Below are 17,849 nucleotides of genomic sequence, written 5' to 3'. Positions count from 1 at the left end.
TTCTATCTCCTTCTTTTTTATTTTTTGCTTTAATTAAAATTCACCTTTAAATAATTCTGCAAACTGTTTATGCGCAATTATGTCACTATTTTCTTTCACTTCTTTAAAAGTTATTTCAAAATCATCAGATACATCTGAATAAACTTCATATATTTTCTCTGCAGTATTATTATCTTCATAAGTAATTACATATGCAACTTGATCTTTTTTGCCGTTTACATTTCTGTAATATTGATATATTTTTGCCTTTGATTTGTCTATTTTTTCATCAGTTAATACTTTATCAAGAGCAGTTTCTGCCTTTTTTACATATGCAGCTTCATCTTCATCAGTAAGTAATTTTAAAGTGTTTGCTTCATTATAATAATATTCTTTGTTAGCAAAACTATTTAATAGTGATTCAAAGCTTTCATAAGTAACCTCTGGTACTTCTGTGCTTTCTTTTTCTTTACTATCTTCAGTAGAAGCTTGCTCAGTAGTTTTAGCTGATGAATCCTCTGAAGTATTAGTTTTTGTTCCACATCCTACTAATGCTAAACCTATTGTTGCTGTTAATACTAATGCAATTATTCTTTTCATTTTAAATCCTCCATATTTCTAAATAAATTTAATACTTAGTAAATGATATACCAAATAGTATATAATATTTTGTATACATTTACATAGCTGATACAAAATATTAAGAGTATTTCTACTCTTTGTAAATCCATATAAAATTATATCATATTTTGTAATATTTTCAATACTAAATTTCTACATATTATTTTATTAACATACATTGTTAATAAAATTTTGTCGATACTACATAGAATAACCTTATATACTGTTAAACCATCAACTTGTCCATGTTATTAACATTATCCACAACTATCCTGTTTATAACTTAGTGAATTCAATGTTAATACATAGATTTTCATCTTATAATTCTATAATTTCTCTTCTAGACTCCATATATACCTTATAAACACGTGAAATTTTATCAACATTATCCACACTAATGTGAATAACATGTTTATAACTTTTTAATTATACATCTTTACTAGGGAAATTAGATGTTACACACTTAAACTTTTTTATCTTTCTAATAGATACTAATGATTAAACTGTGTTAAACTTAAGTTGATATATTATTTATTATTTATTGGAGGTTTATATATGCGAATTGGTTTAGGATATGATGTACATAAGTTAGTTCCTAATAGAGATTTAATTATTGGTGGAGTTAAAATACCACATACACTTGGGCTTTTAGGTCATTCAGATGCTGATGTTCTTATTCATGCAATTATGGATAGTTTACTAGGTGCTGCAGCACTTGGTGATATAGGAAAGCACTTTCCTGATACAGATGCTGAATTTAAAGGCATTTCTAGTATTAAACTTCTTAATGAAGTTAGAGAGTTATTAAGTAAAAATAATTATAAAATAGAAAACATAGATGCAACAATAATTGCACAGCGTCCTAAAATGTCTCCTTATATTACATCCATGAGAGAAAATATTAGTGAAGCATTAAGGATTTCTATAGATCAAATTAATGTAAAGGCTACTACTGAAGAAGGTCTTGGTTTTACTGGTATTGAAGAAGGAATTTCCTCTCAATCTATATGTTTAATAAGTAAAATATAAGATATATAAAAATACAAGTCCAAGGTTATTTAAATTCAACCTTGGACTTTTTAAAATGTTTATTACATATTCTCTATTATCTCTTCTAAGTCTTTCTTAAATTCTTCAAATGGCTTATTCTCCTTAAAAGACTTCAACAATTTGGCTATTGAATCATATACATATTCGTCATCACTTATAGCTATGGTTTTAGCATTAGAATAGATGTCCTTAACTTTTTTTTCAACTTCCATTCGTAGTTCCGGAGATATATTATTGTAGTTATCCTTTAACTTTAATGCAACTAATACAGATTCATGGTTTATATAAGTTACCGAAGATTGTATTTGTGGAATTTCTTCAATGTCTGCCATAATTCTCTCACAGGTGGATATAGCATTTCTAATTTCTACTTCTTTATCTATAGGTTCATCACTCATATCTTCAACAGTAGGACCGGCTCCCACAGTATCACTTTTTTTACTATTACTATTACATCCCATTAGTACCACCGTTACAATAATTAATAATACTACAATAAATAATAATATATCATTTATCTTTCCTTTCATTTTATATCCTCCTATATATAATTATATTAATTTAGTTTCTATAATCTATAGAATTAATAATAAATAACTATATATAGTTTGGCTTATAAGCATAAGTATATTCCTATTGTAAATTATATCTCCACCTTTTACATCGTATCTGAATTCTCAAATATATCTTTCGTAACAACAAATTTCCCATTGTTTTCAACTAAGTCAAATTCACTTATACTTGTTATTCTTTCCTCCCTTTCAACATGAAATACATATCCAACTCTTCCATGTTTCTTAAAGAATACTCTTGATGATTTTATAACTCTAAGAGGATTTTTATTTTTATCATATATAATACTAGGAACATCATTAATCATATTTACATTCTCCTTACACCAGTTGTTAATTAATGATATATAATATTATCCTATTATATAATTTATGACTATAATCATTAGTTATAATATAAAATTTATTTGCACCATATCTTATAAAAAAATTCACCTCCCTATATAAAATCTATAAGTAAGGTGAACTCTATTAAAGCTTGGTTAATTATTCAATTATTTAATGTTTCTGCTACCTGGTTTTACATAAGGTATATCTTTTTTACATAGTGGGCATTCTTCCTTATCAAAGCTTTCTATTTCCAACTTACATGCACTATAAACCGGAAGAGTTAAAGCACAATTTTCAACTCTCCTATCAACTATACAACATACACCTACAACTTCTACACCTAAACCTCTTAGTACTTCTACAACTTCCATAGTAGATTTTCCTGTTGTAACTACGTCTTCTGTAATTAAAACTCTTTGTCCTTGCTTAATTTCAAAGCCTCTTGTTAATGTCATTACACCGTCTTTTCTTTCAGTAAATATCCCTGGCTTTCCTAGTTGTCTTGCTAACTCATAAGCAACTATTATTCCTCCCATAGCAGGACCTACTAACATATCTACATCTAATTCTTTAACCTTGTTTGCAACTACTTCCAATACTTGCGCTGCCTTATCTGGATACTGTAGTAATTTTGCACATTGACAGTATCTATTACTATGTTTACCTGATGATAGCAAGAAATGCCCTTCTAATAATGCCTCACACTGAACTAATGTATCTACAATTTTATTTTCCATAATATTTTCCTCCTATACTATTCCTCTAATTTTACTAATATCTTTAATATTTTCTTTTATTAAAAAGTCTTCTATTCCTTTTATAATTTCTAATGGTGCAAAAGGATTTATAAAATTAGCTGTACCTATTTGAATCCCTGTAGCTCCTGCCATTATAAACTCTATAGCATCTTCCCAATTTGTAATACCGCCAAGACCAACTACTGGAACCTTACATGCCTTACATACTTGATGAACCATTCTTAAAGCCATAGGCTTTACTGCTGGTCCCGAGAATCCTGCATAGATATTATCAAATACAGCCTTTCGTTTTTTGTAGTCTATAGACATTCCTTGAAAAGTATTTATTAATGATAGTGCATCAGCTCCCGCCTCTTCACAACTAAGCGCCATCTCTACTATATTTTCTGCATTAGGAGATAACTTTACCATCAATGGTTTTTTACATACCTTCTTCACTTCTTTTACTGCCTCATAGGCAACCTTTGATTTTATTCCTAGAGCCATACCACCATGTTTTACATTAGGGCATGAAATGTTAAGCTCTATGATATCCACATCAATCTGGTTTAACTTCTCGATTATACTTATATATTCTTCTACTGTAGCTCCACCAACATTAGCTATTATATTAGTGTTATATTCTTTCATCTTTGGAAGTTCATCTTTTATAAAGTTTTCTACTCCTGGGTTTTGAAGTCCTACACTATTAAGCATTCCACCTGTTGTTTCTTTGATTCTTACTCCATCATTACCTTGTCTTGGATTTAATGTTAAGCCCTTACTACAAATTCCTCCAAGTTTTGCTATATCATAAAACTTGCTATACTCTTCACCAAAGCCAAAAGTACCTGATGCTGTCATTATTGGATTCTTGAATTCCTTATTACAAATATTTACCTTAAGCATAATTTCTCCTTTAAAACTCTAAATCTAATCCATTAAATACAGGACCATCTTTACATGTTCTTTTATTTCCACTAACTGTTTTACATGTACAACCAAGACAAGCTCCTACTCCACAAGCCATCTTCTTTTCTTCTGATACATATATCTTTGTATCCACTTCCTTGCACATATTAATTACTCTATACATCATAACCTCTGGCCCACAGCATAAAACTAAGTCATAGTCTTTAGGATTAAATAGTTCCGTTACATATCCTTTATGTCCAACACTACCATCTTCTGTAGACACCTTTACTGATAAATCTAACTCACTTATTTCTTCTAACCCATAAACTTCATCTCTAAAGCCAGCAAATATATGAACTTCCGAATCCTTTATGTTATCTACCAGGTATCTCATTGGAGCAACTCCAATTCCTCCTGATACTACTGCAACCTTGCCTTTTATCTCTTCTACGTCAAAGCCATTTCCTAACGGACCCATAACCTTAACCTCTTGTCCTTGTATAAGATAACTTAATAATTTTGTTCCTTCTCCAACTAGCTGATATAGGAATTCTATAGAATTTGATGTTATATTATGAATACTAATAGGTCTCCATAATATAGGTTCCTTTTCCCAGGCTCTTAGCATATAAAACTGTCCAGATTCTCCTCGAAACTTCCCCTCTATAGATAATTTAAATATTCCTTTAGCAACTTCTTTATTCTCTATTACTTTACAAACTTTGTATTCATAATTATCTTTTTTCATTCTAATCTCCTAATAATTTATTCTAATATAATGCCATACAATAAAGTTGTATGGCATGAACTGTAATTAAATTTATTTTTTTAGATTTCCTATAGCTGTTAGAATTTCATTTTTCATTCTAATTGCCTCTTCTTTTGCATACTTAGCAAAGTTTTCTTCACCATCTAGTTTTCCTTTATATGCAAGCATTATACCCCTTGAAGAGTTAACAACTCCTCCATTTCCATCCTTAAGATAAAGGGCTACATCTTCTGCTTTTCCACCTTGAGCACCATATCCTGGTATTAAAAAGAATGTACTGTCTAAAGAATTTCTTATTTCTATACCTTCATCTACATGGGTACATCCTATAACCCCACCTATAGAACTATACCCACACTTACCTATATAATTTTTACCTAAATTATTTATAGTTTCCCCTACTACATTAAATACTTTTCTACCGCACTTAGTTTCTATATATTGAATATCCTTGCTACCCTTGTTTGAAGTTCTTATCAGTACAAAAACTCCTTTTTCACTATTTTCAATATAAGGTAAGTATGGATCTATACTATCTAATCCCATATATGGACTTAGCGTTATAAAATCAGCTTCAAATTCTCCTGCAAAATGTGCTTTAGCATACATTTCAGCCGTTTTAGCAATATCGCCTCTTTTTATATCTCCTATAGATATTGCTCCCTTTTCCCTTATATACTTTAATGTATTAGAATAAGCTCTTAATCCTTCCAATCCATATGCTTCATAATATGCTATTTGTGGCTTATAGCAAGCTACATGGTCTATAGTTTCATCTATTATAGCTTTATTAAATTCGAAAATTGCATCACCTATGTTTTCAAATTTCTTCATAAAACTTTCTGGTATATATGATATATCTGTATCTAGTCCCACACATACATGTCCTTTTTTTGCAATTATATCGAATAGTCTATCTATAATCATATGATACTCCCTCACTTTTCTATTTTTTATAAACAACTTTACCACCTTTTATGGTAGTTATAACTTCTCCATATATTTTCATACCATTAAATGGAGTATTTTTACCTTTTGATAAAAATTCTTCCTTACGTATCTCATATTCTTTTTCTAAATCTAGTATTACTAAATCTCCATCATAACCTATATCTATTTGACCCTTATTAACTCCTAGTATTTCACTAGGTCTCTTACTCATGATTTCGCTTAGCTTACTTAAATCTATATGACCTGACCTTACAAGCTTTGTATAAGAAACTCCAAAGGCTGTTTCTATTCCTGATATTCCTGGAGCTCCTTTTTTCTTATCCTCTTCAGTATGAGGTGCATGATCTGTAGCAATGCTATCCACATATCCACCTTTTATAGATTGGATTAAATATTCCATATCTTCCTTTTCTCTAAGAGGTGGATTTACTCTATACTCTACATCATTTGTTAAAGCTATATGATGGGGAGATACTTCACAAGTAACTTTATGACCTTTTTCCTTTGCTTTAATGATATATTCCATAGATTCTTTGGTACTTACATGGGAAAAGTGAACTTTACACCCTGCATGTTTTGCTAAAGTTATATTTCTCCAAGTCATAGTATTTTCTGCCAGTCTCATATCTATATCAGATAGATTATGATTCTCACAATGGCACATAACAGTTATATCCTTCTCTTTAGCCTTAATCATAGCATTTAACATAACTTCGCTGTGCATAACATCTTTTCCATCTTCTGATATTACTTTTATATCACCTTTTTTTAGCTTATCTAAATGGCTTATGTCATCTCCACTAAACTCATTAGTTATAGATATAACTTGATTAATATCTATAAGTCCTACTTCCTTACCCCTATTTATAACATAATTAACTGTATCCATAGTGCTACATACTGGATTTGTATTTGCCATAAGGTTTACCATTACATATCCACCTTTAACTGCAGCATGAGAACCTGATTGTATATCTTCCTTATGTGTAAGTCCCGGATCCCTAAAATGCACATGTAAATCTACAAAGCCAGGCATTACTATCTTTCCTGTTGCATCTATAGTTTTACAATCCTTTATGAGATTTCTTCCTAGCTCACAAATTACTCCGTCCTTTATATAGACATCTCCAACAAAGGTTCCACTCCAGTCAACTACTGTACCATTCTTTATGCAAATTTCCATAAGTATTCTCCAATCCTATCTATTAATATAATGAAGTTACCTTTTGTAAATCATCACAGTAATGACATCTATATTCTTTTGTTTCTTCATCTACTAAGTAATGTATATGCTTTATGTTAGGTTCTATAGATGTAACGCATCTAGGGTTCTTACATTTAATAACATTTTCAACCTTTTCAGGAAGTGTAAGCTTAATTTTTTCCTTAATTTCTTCATTTTCTATTATATCTATAGTTATATTTGGATCTATTACTCCTAATATTTCAAAATCAATATCTATTCTAGTTTCTATTTTTATTATATCTTTTTTCCCACACTTATCACTATTAGCATTCATTATAAGAGCTACAGTAAAATCAGCTTTATCTAAGTTTAAGAAGTTAAATATTTTTATTCCTTCTCCAGCTTTTATATGATCTATTACCAATCCGTTTTTTATACTATTTATAGTTAACATATTACTTCCTCCTTATATACCTTAGTAAATTCCTAATAGTTTTAGTATTAATGCCATTCTCACATACATTCCATACTTAGCTTGCTTAAAGTACACAGCTCTATTATCACTATCTACTTCATATGCTATCTCATTTACTCTTGGTAATGGGTGAAGTACTATCATATCTTCTTTCGCAAGATTCATTTTTTCATTATCTAATATATAAGTATCTTTAAGTTTTATATAGTCTTCTTCATTAAAAAATCTTTCTCTTTGTACCCTTGTCATATATAAAATATCTATTTCCTTCATAGCTTCTTCCATAGTTCTAACTTGCTTGAACTCTATGTTTTTCTTTTTAAGGACTTCTTTCTTTATATACTCTGGTATTTCTAATTCTTCAGGTGAAATTAGTACGAACTTGTTGTTTTCATATCTACTTAAAGCTTTTATTAACGAATGTACTGTTCTTCCAAATTTTAAATCTCCACAACAACCTATTGTTAAATTATTTAGTCTTCCCTTTAGAGTTCTTATGGTTAGTAAATCAGTTAAGGTTTGAGTTGGATGTTGGTGTCCACCATCCCCTGCATTTACTACGGGAATATCACTATATTGTGCTGCAACCTGTGGTGCTCCTTCTTTAGGATGTCTCATTACAGCAATGTCTGCATAGCATGCAACAGTTCTTATGGTATCTGCAATACTTTCTCCCTTAGCTACTGAACTAGCATTTGGTTCTGAAAATCCGATTACACTTCCGCCTAATCTATTCATAGCAGCTTCAAAACTAAATCTAGTTCTAGTACTTGGCTCATAAAATAATGTAGTAAGCAAGTACCCATCACAATCATGTATAAATTTCCTTGGATCTTTTATTATTTCATCTGCTAGGTCAAATATTTCGTCTAATTCTTCTAAAGTAAGGTCCATTGGTTCGATTAAATTTCTTCCTTTTAACATATAAAACACTCCTTTTTAGCCTCTCTGGGATAATTTAAAGGTATTAAGATTTACTTATAAAATTCAATAAAAAAAAGCTTTCCTCAACAAGGAAAGCTATAAATATCTGTAAATACAACTTTGTATATGAATATATTATTGTAAATTTTATCATATTACAAATGTATTCATACCAAAATATTATCTTCCCTTGCCGGCATCTCTGTACCGTTTTTAAAAGGATTCTTTATTAAATTTTTACTATTTTTATTTTACTTTAAATAAACTGTAATGTCAATATAGTTTATCATAATACTAAATTTTTTAATTTAGCTTATTTATGTGATTAAATCACATATCTTTCTATATAAATATTGTATTATAAATTATATAAACAGTATAATTTTTACCCTAGTTTATCTTAAGAAGTAAATACCAAGCTTATCAAATATTTATCAGCATAAATGTAAAACCACATGGTATACTAAATAAAAGCAAATTAAAAGGAGGATATTAAAATGAAAATAACTTTTGATAACGAAACTAAAGATGCACTTTTAGAAAATTTAAGCAAACAAGGCAAATCTGTTGTTAGACTAGCTATTGCAGGTTTTGGTTGAGGTGGCCCTAACCTAAGCGTTGTTCTGGATGAACAAAAATCAAATGATAATGTAGAAACTGTTAATGGAATAACTTTTGCAGTTGATAAAGATGAAGAATATATTTTTGAAGATTGTATTGTTTCTTACAAAAAAACATTCTTTGGAAAAACTTTTAGAGTAATATCTAAAGCTATAGGTGAAAGTTCTTGTAGCTAAAATATAAAAAATAATGCACTCTTTAAAATGAAGAGTGCATTATTTTTTTAATATGTTAATCCCAATGACTAAAAACTTTATTTATTTGAAGTACTTACTTATTTCCTCTATTGAACTATTTAACACTGCTGCTATATTTTCTAATTCCTTAGAATTATTTAGATTTTCATGAGATATGGTTGAAGTTTCTTCCGAACTTGCCATGGTTTCTTGGGCTATACCCGATAGATTTGTAATATTATCATGAATTTTTTCACTGCTATCTAAAATTGCAGATACCTTAGAAACCACACCTATCATTTCCTCTTTTACTGTAGATACATTTTTCTGAATAGTTGAAAATGCTTTATTTGTATCTTTAACCAATTGTTGTTGTTCATCATTAGCATGAACTAATTCTTCTACCTCTAAAACTGATACATTAGTATCTTCTTCTAGAGACTTCAGTATATTTCCTATCTCTAGTGAGTTATTTTTACTCTCAGCTGCTAATTTCTTTATTTCATCTGCTACCACTGCAAATCCTTTTCCACTTTCACCAACCCTAGCTGCTTCAATTGCGGCATTTAGTGCTAGAAGATTAGTTTGCTCTGAAATAGATGATATAACATTAGTTATTTCCGCAATATTAGATGATTTTTCAGCTAGTTCCTTCATAATGTCACTAACCTTTTTATTTTTGCTCATAATATATTCACTTTTCTTAGATAATTCATGAACAATTTTTATTCCATTGTCTATTACCTCATCAGCTTCCTCAGAGGATTGTTTAACAACAGTAGTTACCTCTTCAGTCTCTGTTATTTCATGCTTTATATTATTTACTAAATTAGTCTGACTCTCAATTTCTTTGCTAGTATTAGTTGCCCCTATTGCTATTTCATCTATAGATGAATTTACAATTTCTGTACTTTGACCTATTAAAGAAACAATTCCTCTAAGCTCATTAGATTTTTCTTTAACTACAGTATATACATTGGATAAATCTATTAACATCTTTTGTTGTATCTTACTATTTTCATTTAATTCTTCTACATTTTTATTTATATCTTTATTCATTTTAGAAATAAATTGCGTAACTATTACAAGCGTTGGCAAAAACATTATAGTAGTACCTAAAATCCCACTTAACTCAGCGCTATTTCCTAACTTTACCTGCATATATGCATATATTAGTATAGATATTAAATTTATTCCACCAACAGTAGTTATTAATTTTAAATCCAAGTATAAAACTAAACTTAGTATAAATGGAAATCCAGCTGCAAAAGCAGATGCACAGGATGATGTGAGTAATATATATGTATCTACTAATAAAAATCCTGTAGCCAAAACCCATCTCATTATGTTATTTGATGAGTTTTTCATATATAAGAATATGGCTATACCATAGGCTATACCTGCTACTAATATATTATATATTGCAAATCCAGTCCTTCTATCTCCCCTATAAACTTGTAGAACTGAACCTGCTACTGTAACAAACATAATGCTCAAAAATACAATTAACATTAATTTATTTACTTTAGTAACATAATTGTTATAGTTATCTTTATGTTCATTTTTCCCCATAATAATCCCCCCATATTTTTACTTGATTGAATTATCGTACCATTGTATATACATCTTAATATATATTTTGAAAATAAAACCATAAAACAAACTACCTAAGTAATTCGCTTTATGGTTTTATATAAATAATTTAGTTTCTATCTTTTTTTCATAATCCGACCATGTATCATGTATTGTTTTATCTTTTACCTTTGATACCTTATTCATAGTAGCATCAAGATAATCTGCATAATGCACTATAAAAGCCTCTTCTGTATTTGGTCCTTTAGGAGATCCATACTCCGGTTTTCCATGATGTTGAACAATGCATCCTTTAATTCGATTTTTAAAGTCCTCACTATAAAATCCAGGATTATTTTTAAATGCTTCTTCTATCATAGTTATACCTATAACTATATGACCTTCCATTTCACCTCTAATGGTTGTTTTAAACCTTCCAATTGACGAATATTCATATATCTTTCCAATATCATGAAGTTTTGCTGCTAATATAGCAATTTCCTTATATCTACAATTATACCTATATGAAAGTTTCTTTGCCCAATAGGTTACATTAAGAGTGTGTTCTGCAAGCCCACCTATATATGTATGGTGTTCTACCCCTCCAATTCCTTGAGAAAAAATATTTATAAAACTCTTATTACCAAAAAAATATTTATCTAAAGACATAACCTCTTCACATTTAAATTGTTGAGTTGTCATTTCTTCTAATTCATCTAATATAAATTTTACATCTCTTTTTACACAGTTCATAAAATCATTTAAATTATAACTAGATTTTGATAAATCTAGCTTCACTATACTATTATCTTTTATACTAACATTTACTACATCACCTATATTTAATACTTTATTGTAATTATTTTTAACTTTAAGCCTTAATTCGCCTGTAATATCTCCTAGGGTATACATTATCTCATCTTTATATATTTTTTTATCTTTAACCATAAGTAACAATTCTACTAAATCCTTATTAGTACTATTAGCTACTTGAATCAAATATATTGATTTCATAACCTCATCTCCTTATAAAGCCATCTATTATGTATCTTTTCATAAGAAGATATTTTTATTCTTTGATCCATATAATATTTTACTTATATTTATCTCCAAATTCTTCAACTAACGTAGTAACTAGTTTTTTTATATTACTTGCATGAGCTACTAAAATCATAACTAATAAGAATATTAATATTCTTTCTTTATCTTCATTATTAAACTCATACTTTTCCAAGTGTCTTCTAATTATTTCTTCTAAATCCTTCTCTTCTCCACTAAAAAATAATTCTATATTCTTTTGCTGTAAATCACTAAATAATTTAAAGGTATCTTCCCATGAAAGAATATCATCCTCTCTATTATTTATATCATTAAAAGCTAATCTAAATACACTTTTTATTTCATCTGTTGTCAAAATCGGCCTCATATATCCTAATAAAACCAATTGAGCTAAATGCAGTTTAGTATATCCTCTTTTTTTACCATCTTCCGGTTTAGAAATAACTTCGCTCTTTATATAATTTTGAAGTATGCTATTAGTAAATTTATCGTGCTTAAACTTATCGTTAAGATAATCTTTAACTTGTGATAAGAATAAATCATACTGTGGTAATTCATCATACTGTATTATACTTTTTTCAGTATTCTCACCTATCATCTCCGAAAATTTAGATACCACCTCTTGAAAAATATTCCCATTTTCTCTTTCTCTATCATTCATTTTCATCCCTCACTTTAATAACCTTTTTAATATTTAACTTATTCTCGCCTTAATACTAGTTAAATATATCATAATGTAAATTTTTGTACACTACTTCATATTAATTATAAAAGATAATGTGTATATTTACAAATATCTTATAAAATAAAAGTCGAATTATTTATTCATAGATTATGAAATTAATATAAATTATTCATTCAAATATAAACACATATCAATATTATTAACAATAATCACATTTTACTAACATATTATTATAAATAATATCAACATCAGCTGTTGATTAATATATACATGATAATTCCTATAATTCCATTAACTTTAGAAGTTTTTATATATTATCCACATTATCCACAGATGGGTTGTGCATAATATTTTTTATTTTCTGTCTAGAACACTGAATAATATGACTGCACCTCCTTCAAATTTTGATATTTTTTGTAGAATCAATTCACAAACTAAATAAAATAGTATTAAAAATAAGCATCTTTATGTTAAAATATTAAATTATAAGTTAAATTATTCATCTTTTCCTTATTATGTGATTAATACTACTATAATAGATTATATATTAATGGCATATAATGTAATAAATATATTTTTTTTATCATTTTTTATTGACTTATGATTTTTCTTGTATTATAGTTATTATATGGTATTAAATATAATATCTGCTAACTAAATTTTATTTGATTACATAATCAAAAATATAGGAGGAATTTATTATGAAATCAACTGGTGTTGTAAGAAAAGTAGACGAGTTAGGGAGAATAGTTATCCCAGTAGAATTGAGAAGGACTTTAGATATTGACGTTAAGGATGCTCTTGAAATATACGTAGATGGTGAGCAAGTTATATTAAAGAAATATGAACCTGCATGCATCTTCTGTGGAGATGCTCGTGATGTGGTTAACTATAAATCTAAAAACATCTGTCAAAAATGTCTAAATGAATTAAAGAATCAACAATAAATAATAAAAACGTTACTTNNAAGTAACGTTTTTATTATTTATATCGTATATACTATATAAATCTATTTACCCAACCTAAAATAAAAGACCAGCAATTAAATTACTGATCTTATCTTAAGAAATTAATATCTTCTTGCACCTATATAATCGTGTCTACTCATAGGCGATATCTTTACAACCTCATTATCTTGAGGAGCATGAAGGTAAGAATTATTACCTACATATATACCAACATGGTATGCATATCCACCTGAACCAAAGAATACCAAATCTCCTGGTTGAGGATTAGATACTGGTGTTCCTGCATTCATTTGATCCTGAGCTACTCTAGGAAGACTTATTCCATTGGCAGCATATACATATCTAGTTAAGCCTGAACAATCAAAAGTATTAGGACCATTTCCACCCCATTGGTATGGAACTCCTAAAAATTTATATGCATAGCCAACTATAGAGCTTCCTGAAGCATTTGGAGGTGCTATCACATTTGAATCACCACTGCCTCCTCTACTCGGTCTATTAGAGCTACTAGTATTACCATTACTAACATACTGCGTTATTTGTCTCTTAGTCTCTTCTAATTGAGCTTCATTTTCCTTCACAGCTGCGTCAAATAAGTCTCTATTAGCTTCCGCTTTAGCTAAAGCCTTTTTATGTTCTGCTCTTTTTTCTTCTAATTGAGCTAATTTTTTATTGTTTTCTTCTTGTAATGCATCTAGCTTTACTTTTTCATCTTGAACTACTTTTTTCTCTTTTTCAATAGTTTCTATTTTTTCATTTAAACTACTAACAATTTCTTTATCAGAGCCTATCATTATATTTATGTTATTTAATCTACACATGAAATCTGATATACTCTTTGAGTTTAAAAGCGCCTCAACATAACTATCCATACCATTAATGTACATCGCTCTCATTCTCTCACTAAACATTTCATTTTGTTCTTTTATATCACTTTCAGTAGCTTGTACCTTCTTGTTGCTCTCTTCAATTTTGCCTTCTGCTTCAAGAATTTCAGCATTCAACTCTTCTATACCTATAGATATATCTTCCATCTGAGAATTTACTGACTGTATTGAAGCTTCTATCTCATCGACTTGCTCTTGAGCACTTTTATAGTTGTTTTTATTTTCTTCCAACTTTTGCTCATATGTTGATCTATCACTGTTTGGATCTGCAAATGCACTAGTTCCAACACAAGAAATAGACAATGCTAAAGCAAGTACTAATGATATACTCTTCTTATTCAAAAAAATTCCCTCCCCCTCATTTATAAATCTCACTTACCATTATAACACTATAATGATTGTTATCTCAAGTAATTTAGAAAAAAAATGAGACAACCATCTATTTTTTAATAGATATACAGTAAATATATTCAATATAAATTATCATATTCCTTCTAATTTTAAAAACTTTTCAAAATGCTTTTGCTTATATATGAATTCCAAACTTATATACCTCTGATTTGTGTAGGTTTCTTTCCTTTGCAACTTTTTTTATTGCTTCTTTTTTATTTAATCCTTTATTTATATAATCTTTTATATGATCCTCAATACTCATATCTACCCACTTAGACTTCATTTCTTCCATAATCTCAGTCTCACTTTTTCCTTCTAACACTAGTACATATTCACCCTTTGGTTTATTTTCTTTATAATGGTCTATACACTCTTCTAATGTTCCCCTTAATATAGTTTCATGCAGCTTTGTAAGCTCCTTGCATATTGCAATATTTCTATTACCTAAGTTATCTTTTAAGAAATTTAAAGTGGATTCTAATCTGTGCGGCGCCTCATAGAATATTAAAGTTTCTTGCCTATCTGCTAACCCCTCTATAACCTCTTTTCTATCCTTATTTTCTCTAGATAAAAATCCTACAAATAAAAATTTATCTGTATTTAGTCCAGAATAAACTAGCGCAGTAGTAATTGCTGTTGCTCCAGGATACACTTCAAATTCTATATTTTCTTCAATACATCTTTTCACTATAATAGCACCTGGATCTGAAATTCCTGGAGTTCCTGCATCGCTTATTATAGCTATATTTTTGCCTTCTATTAATCTATTTATTATATCCTCACTTTTCCCATTCTCATTATGTTTATGATAACTTATCAATGTTTTTCTTATGTTAAAATGATTTAAAAGCTTTAAACTCTGTCTTGTATCTTCACATGCAATTATATCTACACTTTTTAAAGTTTCAAGGGCCCTAAGAGTTATATCTTTTAGATTTCCTATTGGAGTAGGTATTAAATATAATTTACCACTCACTTTTACTCACCTCTTCTATTCTTTATCTTATTAATCTAACCATTGTGAATTATACATTGCTTTAATTTCCTCTGAATAAGAATCATCCTCCATATGTACATATAATGGATCTTCTATTTTTAAGAATGCTCCCCCATCCCTTTGTCCTTCTACTAATAATATATTAGGTGCCTTTCCTGGTTTAGGATGAATAAATCTTATTCTCTTTGGTTCTATTTTATACTTTCTCATAAGAGTAAATATATCTACTATTCTATCTGGTCTATGTACCATAAAAAATTTACCATTATCCTTTAATAACGTCCTAGCTGCGATTATAACATCTTCTAATGTGCAGCATACCTCATGTCTAGCAATGGCATTCTTATCACTCTCATTGAGTATTCCAGAGCTATACAACTTATACGGTGGATTTACAGTAACTATATCTACTCTACCTAATGATTTTAAAAGTTCCTTATCCTTTAAATCCCCTTCTATGAACTTAATCTCATCACTAAAATTATTATACATAGCAGTTCTATTTGCCATTTCAGCAAATTCTCCTTGTATCTCTACACCCTTTATTACTCCACATTGGCTCTTCCCTTTAATTATAAATGGAATTATTCCTGTTCCACTACACAAGTCAATAACAGTTGCATTTTTTTTTACCTTAGCAAAATTGGCTAAAAGTACTGCATCAACTCCAAATCTAAATCCCTCTTTTTTTTGTATGATATGAATACCCTTTAATTGTAAGTCATCTAACGTTTCATCTATGTTTATTAAACTCATAATATAAAATTCCTTTCTAATACCCAAATTACACATATCCTATTATATAATAAGTTGCTATGTTTTTCATCTTATCCATAATATCTATAAAATAACTACTAATTATCCAAAAATTTATTCTTAAAATTACAAAATCCCCTTGAGTAGTTATAAATATTTAACTAGCAAGGGGAAATCTTTTTATTTTTACATACTATAATATAGGGGGATGCAATATGTTTTTTCTAGTATTTTATAAATAATATATACTAAATAAAACATATTGCATTTAGGGTTTATATTTATGATTTAATTTGTCATTTATCCGATGACTACCAGCTCTAATACGCCCATCTTCTTCAATGTGGGAGTAAAAAGCTGCTACGTCCCTGGATAACGATTTCTAGAGCTTCGAAGAAGCTAAGAACTCTGTTAATATTATTACCAGTATCAATAGGAATATACAATTATATTTAACTTATTACTTAAGTAGCAGTAATAACTAATGGTTTAATTTAATATAATACAATAATCATTCAGTATAATCAATTAAGAAAGGTTTGCATTATGGAAATATTATTTTACCCATTTTCATCAATAAATTTTCAATCAAGTACTTCTATATTGTTAGATGCATCATTTTTGTTAAGTTTAGTTTATGATGATGATATAAGACATACTGAATGTATAGAAGTATTCAGAATATTACTCAATAACCATTGCAAACTTTTAGTTACAAATATAATTTCTGCTGAAGTTTTAAATCAAATTATGTATAAAATATTTATGATAGATATACGTCACAAAATTGATAAAGAAAGTGCCTTTAATTCTCAAACAAATATAAAACAAATTATATCATCCTTTAGTAAATATGACAGAAAAATTATAAAGGATAAAAGAATAGATAAGCTAAGAGAAATTCCCTATAAAAAGTATTTTGATAACCTATCTAAAAACAGTTCTAAAAGAGATCTGCTAAGTATTTATTATAAGACTGCTGTAACCATGCACAATCAACTTGAAAACACCGTTAAATACGAATATGTTGAAATAAATAAGCTCTGTATGAGTAAGACTAAAGAAATAATGATTAAAAACCTATTGTCTATAAATGATGCTACACATATAGCTACTTGTATATGTCATAATATACATTATTTATTAACTCTAGATAGTGACTTTGTTTATGCCAATTGTGATTCTGTTAAAATATTAAAAATATAGGGGCTTTCGCAAAATAGATA

At 28.7% G+C, this 17,849-nt stretch carries 19 protein-coding genes; 3 read left to right on the top strand and 16 right to left on the bottom strand.

What is annotated here, in order from left to right; all coding sequences use genetic code 11:
- Positions 1–33: 33 nt before the first annotated feature.
- Positions 34–579, bottom strand: a complete 546-nt coding sequence (locus B2694_RS06220) for a hypothetical protein (RefSeq protein ID WP_346885014.1) — start codon at positions 577–579, stop codon at positions 34–36.
- A gap of 576 nt (positions 580–1,155) precedes the next feature.
- On the opposite strand from B2694_RS06220, the gene ispF reads away from it, so the two are divergent.
- Positions 1,156–1,629: a 2-C-methyl-D-erythritol 2,4-cyclodiphosphate synthase gene (ispF, locus tag B2694_RS06215; RefSeq protein WP_346885013.1), complete on the top strand. Its 474-nt coding sequence runs from the start codon at positions 1,156–1,158 to the stop codon at positions 1,627–1,629.
- Between the two features lie 62 nt (positions 1,630–1,691).
- Here ispF and B2694_RS06210 read toward each other — a convergent pair whose 3' ends face one another.
- From B2694_RS06210 to B2694_RS06155, 12 genes are all read right to left on the bottom strand, one after another.
- Positions 1,692–2,180, bottom strand: a complete 489-nt coding sequence (locus B2694_RS06210) for a YhcN/YlaJ family sporulation lipoprotein (RefSeq protein ID WP_346885012.1) — start codon at positions 2,178–2,180, stop codon at positions 1,692–1,694.
- A 128-nt stretch (positions 2,181–2,308) separates the two neighbouring features.
- Entirely contained in the window at positions 2,309–2,530 is a 222-nt protein-coding gene (locus B2694_RS06205) for a hypothetical protein (RefSeq protein WP_346885011.1), read from the bottom strand.
- 186 nt (positions 2,531–2,716) lie between these two features.
- Positions 2,717–3,289: an orotate phosphoribosyltransferase gene (gene pyrE / locus B2694_RS06200; RefSeq protein WP_346885010.1), complete on the bottom strand. Its 573-nt coding sequence runs from the start codon at positions 3,287–3,289 to the stop codon at positions 2,717–2,719.
- Positions 3,290–3,301: 12 nt separating this feature from the next.
- On the bottom strand, positions 3,302–4,198 hold the full coding sequence (locus B2694_RS06195; protein WP_346885009.1) for a dihydroorotate dehydrogenase: 897 nt from the start codon (positions 4,196–4,198) through the stop codon (positions 3,302–3,304).
- Between the two features lie 10 nt (positions 4,199–4,208).
- Positions 4,209–4,952, bottom strand: coding sequence for a dihydroorotate dehydrogenase electron transfer subunit (locus B2694_RS06190; RefSeq protein WP_346885008.1), 744 nt, complete (start codon positions 4,950–4,952; stop codon positions 4,209–4,211).
- A 72-nt stretch (positions 4,953–5,024) separates the two neighbouring features.
- Positions 5,025–5,900, bottom strand: coding sequence for an orotidine-5'-phosphate decarboxylase (gene pyrF, locus B2694_RS06185; RefSeq protein WP_346885007.1), 876 nt, complete (start codon positions 5,898–5,900; stop codon positions 5,025–5,027).
- Positions 5,901–5,919: 19 nt separating this feature from the next.
- On the bottom strand, positions 5,920–7,107 hold the full coding sequence (locus tag B2694_RS06180; protein WP_346885006.1) for a dihydroorotase: 1,188 nt from the start codon (positions 7,105–7,107) through the stop codon (positions 5,920–5,922).
- Between the two features lie 22 nt (positions 7,108–7,129).
- Entirely contained in the window at positions 7,130–7,564 is a 435-nt protein-coding gene (locus B2694_RS06175; RefSeq protein WP_150846193.1) for an aspartate carbamoyltransferase regulatory subunit, read from the bottom strand.
- A gap of 21 nt (positions 7,565–7,585) precedes the next feature.
- Entirely contained in the window at positions 7,586–8,509 is a 924-nt protein-coding gene (gene pyrB / locus B2694_RS06170) for an aspartate carbamoyltransferase (RefSeq protein ID WP_346885005.1), read from the bottom strand.
- A gap of 878 nt (positions 8,510–9,387) precedes the next feature.
- On the bottom strand, positions 9,388–10,878 hold the full coding sequence (locus tag B2694_RS06165) for a methyl-accepting chemotaxis protein (protein ID WP_346885004.1): 1,491 nt from the start codon (positions 10,876–10,878) through the stop codon (positions 9,388–9,390).
- A 117-nt stretch (positions 10,879–10,995) separates the two neighbouring features.
- Entirely contained in the window at positions 10,996–11,892 is an 897-nt protein-coding gene (locus B2694_RS06160; protein ID WP_346885003.1) for an HD domain-containing protein, read from the bottom strand.
- Positions 11,893–11,971: 79 nt separating this feature from the next.
- On the bottom strand, positions 11,972–12,535 hold the full coding sequence (locus tag B2694_RS06155) for a DUF1836 domain-containing protein (protein WP_414632299.1): 564 nt from the start codon (positions 12,533–12,535) through the stop codon (positions 11,972–11,974).
- Positions 12,536–13,323: 788 nt separating this feature from the next.
- On the opposite strand from B2694_RS06155, the gene B2694_RS06150 reads away from it, so the two are divergent.
- The gene (locus B2694_RS06150) at positions 13,324–13,569 is read left to right on the top strand and encodes an AbrB/MazE/SpoVT family DNA-binding domain-containing protein (RefSeq protein ID WP_035130802.1); all 246 of its coding nucleotides are present in this window, start codon (positions 13,324–13,326) and stop codon (positions 13,567–13,569) included.
- A gap of 122 nt (positions 13,570–13,691) precedes the next feature.
- Here B2694_RS06150 and B2694_RS06145 read toward each other — a convergent pair whose 3' ends face one another.
- The 3 genes from B2694_RS06145 to B2694_RS06135 all read right to left on the bottom strand — a co-directional run bounded on the left by B2694_RS06145 (position 13,692) and on the right by B2694_RS06135 (position 16,623).
- Positions 13,692–14,819: a C40 family peptidase gene (locus tag B2694_RS06145; protein ID WP_346885001.1), complete on the bottom strand. Its 1,128-nt coding sequence runs from the start codon at positions 14,817–14,819 to the stop codon at positions 13,692–13,694.
- Positions 14,820–15,003: 184 nt separating this feature from the next.
- Complete coding sequence (rsmI, locus tag B2694_RS06140) at positions 15,004–15,846, bottom strand: 16S rRNA (cytidine(1402)-2'-O)-methyltransferase (RefSeq protein WP_346885000.1); 843 nt, start codon at positions 15,844–15,846, stop codon at positions 15,004–15,006.
- A 30-nt stretch (positions 15,847–15,876) separates the two neighbouring features.
- Positions 15,877–16,623, bottom strand: a complete 747-nt coding sequence (locus tag B2694_RS06135) for a tRNA1(Val) (adenine(37)-N6)-methyltransferase (RefSeq protein ID WP_346884999.1) — start codon at positions 16,621–16,623, stop codon at positions 15,877–15,879.
- Positions 16,624–17,169: 546 nt separating this feature from the next.
- Here B2694_RS06135 and B2694_RS06130 point away from each other — a divergent pair.
- Complete coding sequence (locus tag B2694_RS06130; RefSeq protein ID WP_346884998.1) at positions 17,170–17,829, top strand: type II toxin-antitoxin system VapC family toxin; 660 nt, start codon at positions 17,170–17,172, stop codon at positions 17,827–17,829.
- The last annotated feature ends 20 nt before the right edge of the window (positions 17,830–17,849 follow it).

It is taken from the genome of Clostridium sp. UBA4395, assembly GCF_002390995.1.
Lineage (GTDB): Bacteria > Bacillota > Clostridia > Clostridiales > Clostridiaceae > Clostridium_J > Clostridium_J sulfidigenes.
This window is presented reverse-complemented; position numbering and strand designations above follow the sequence as displayed.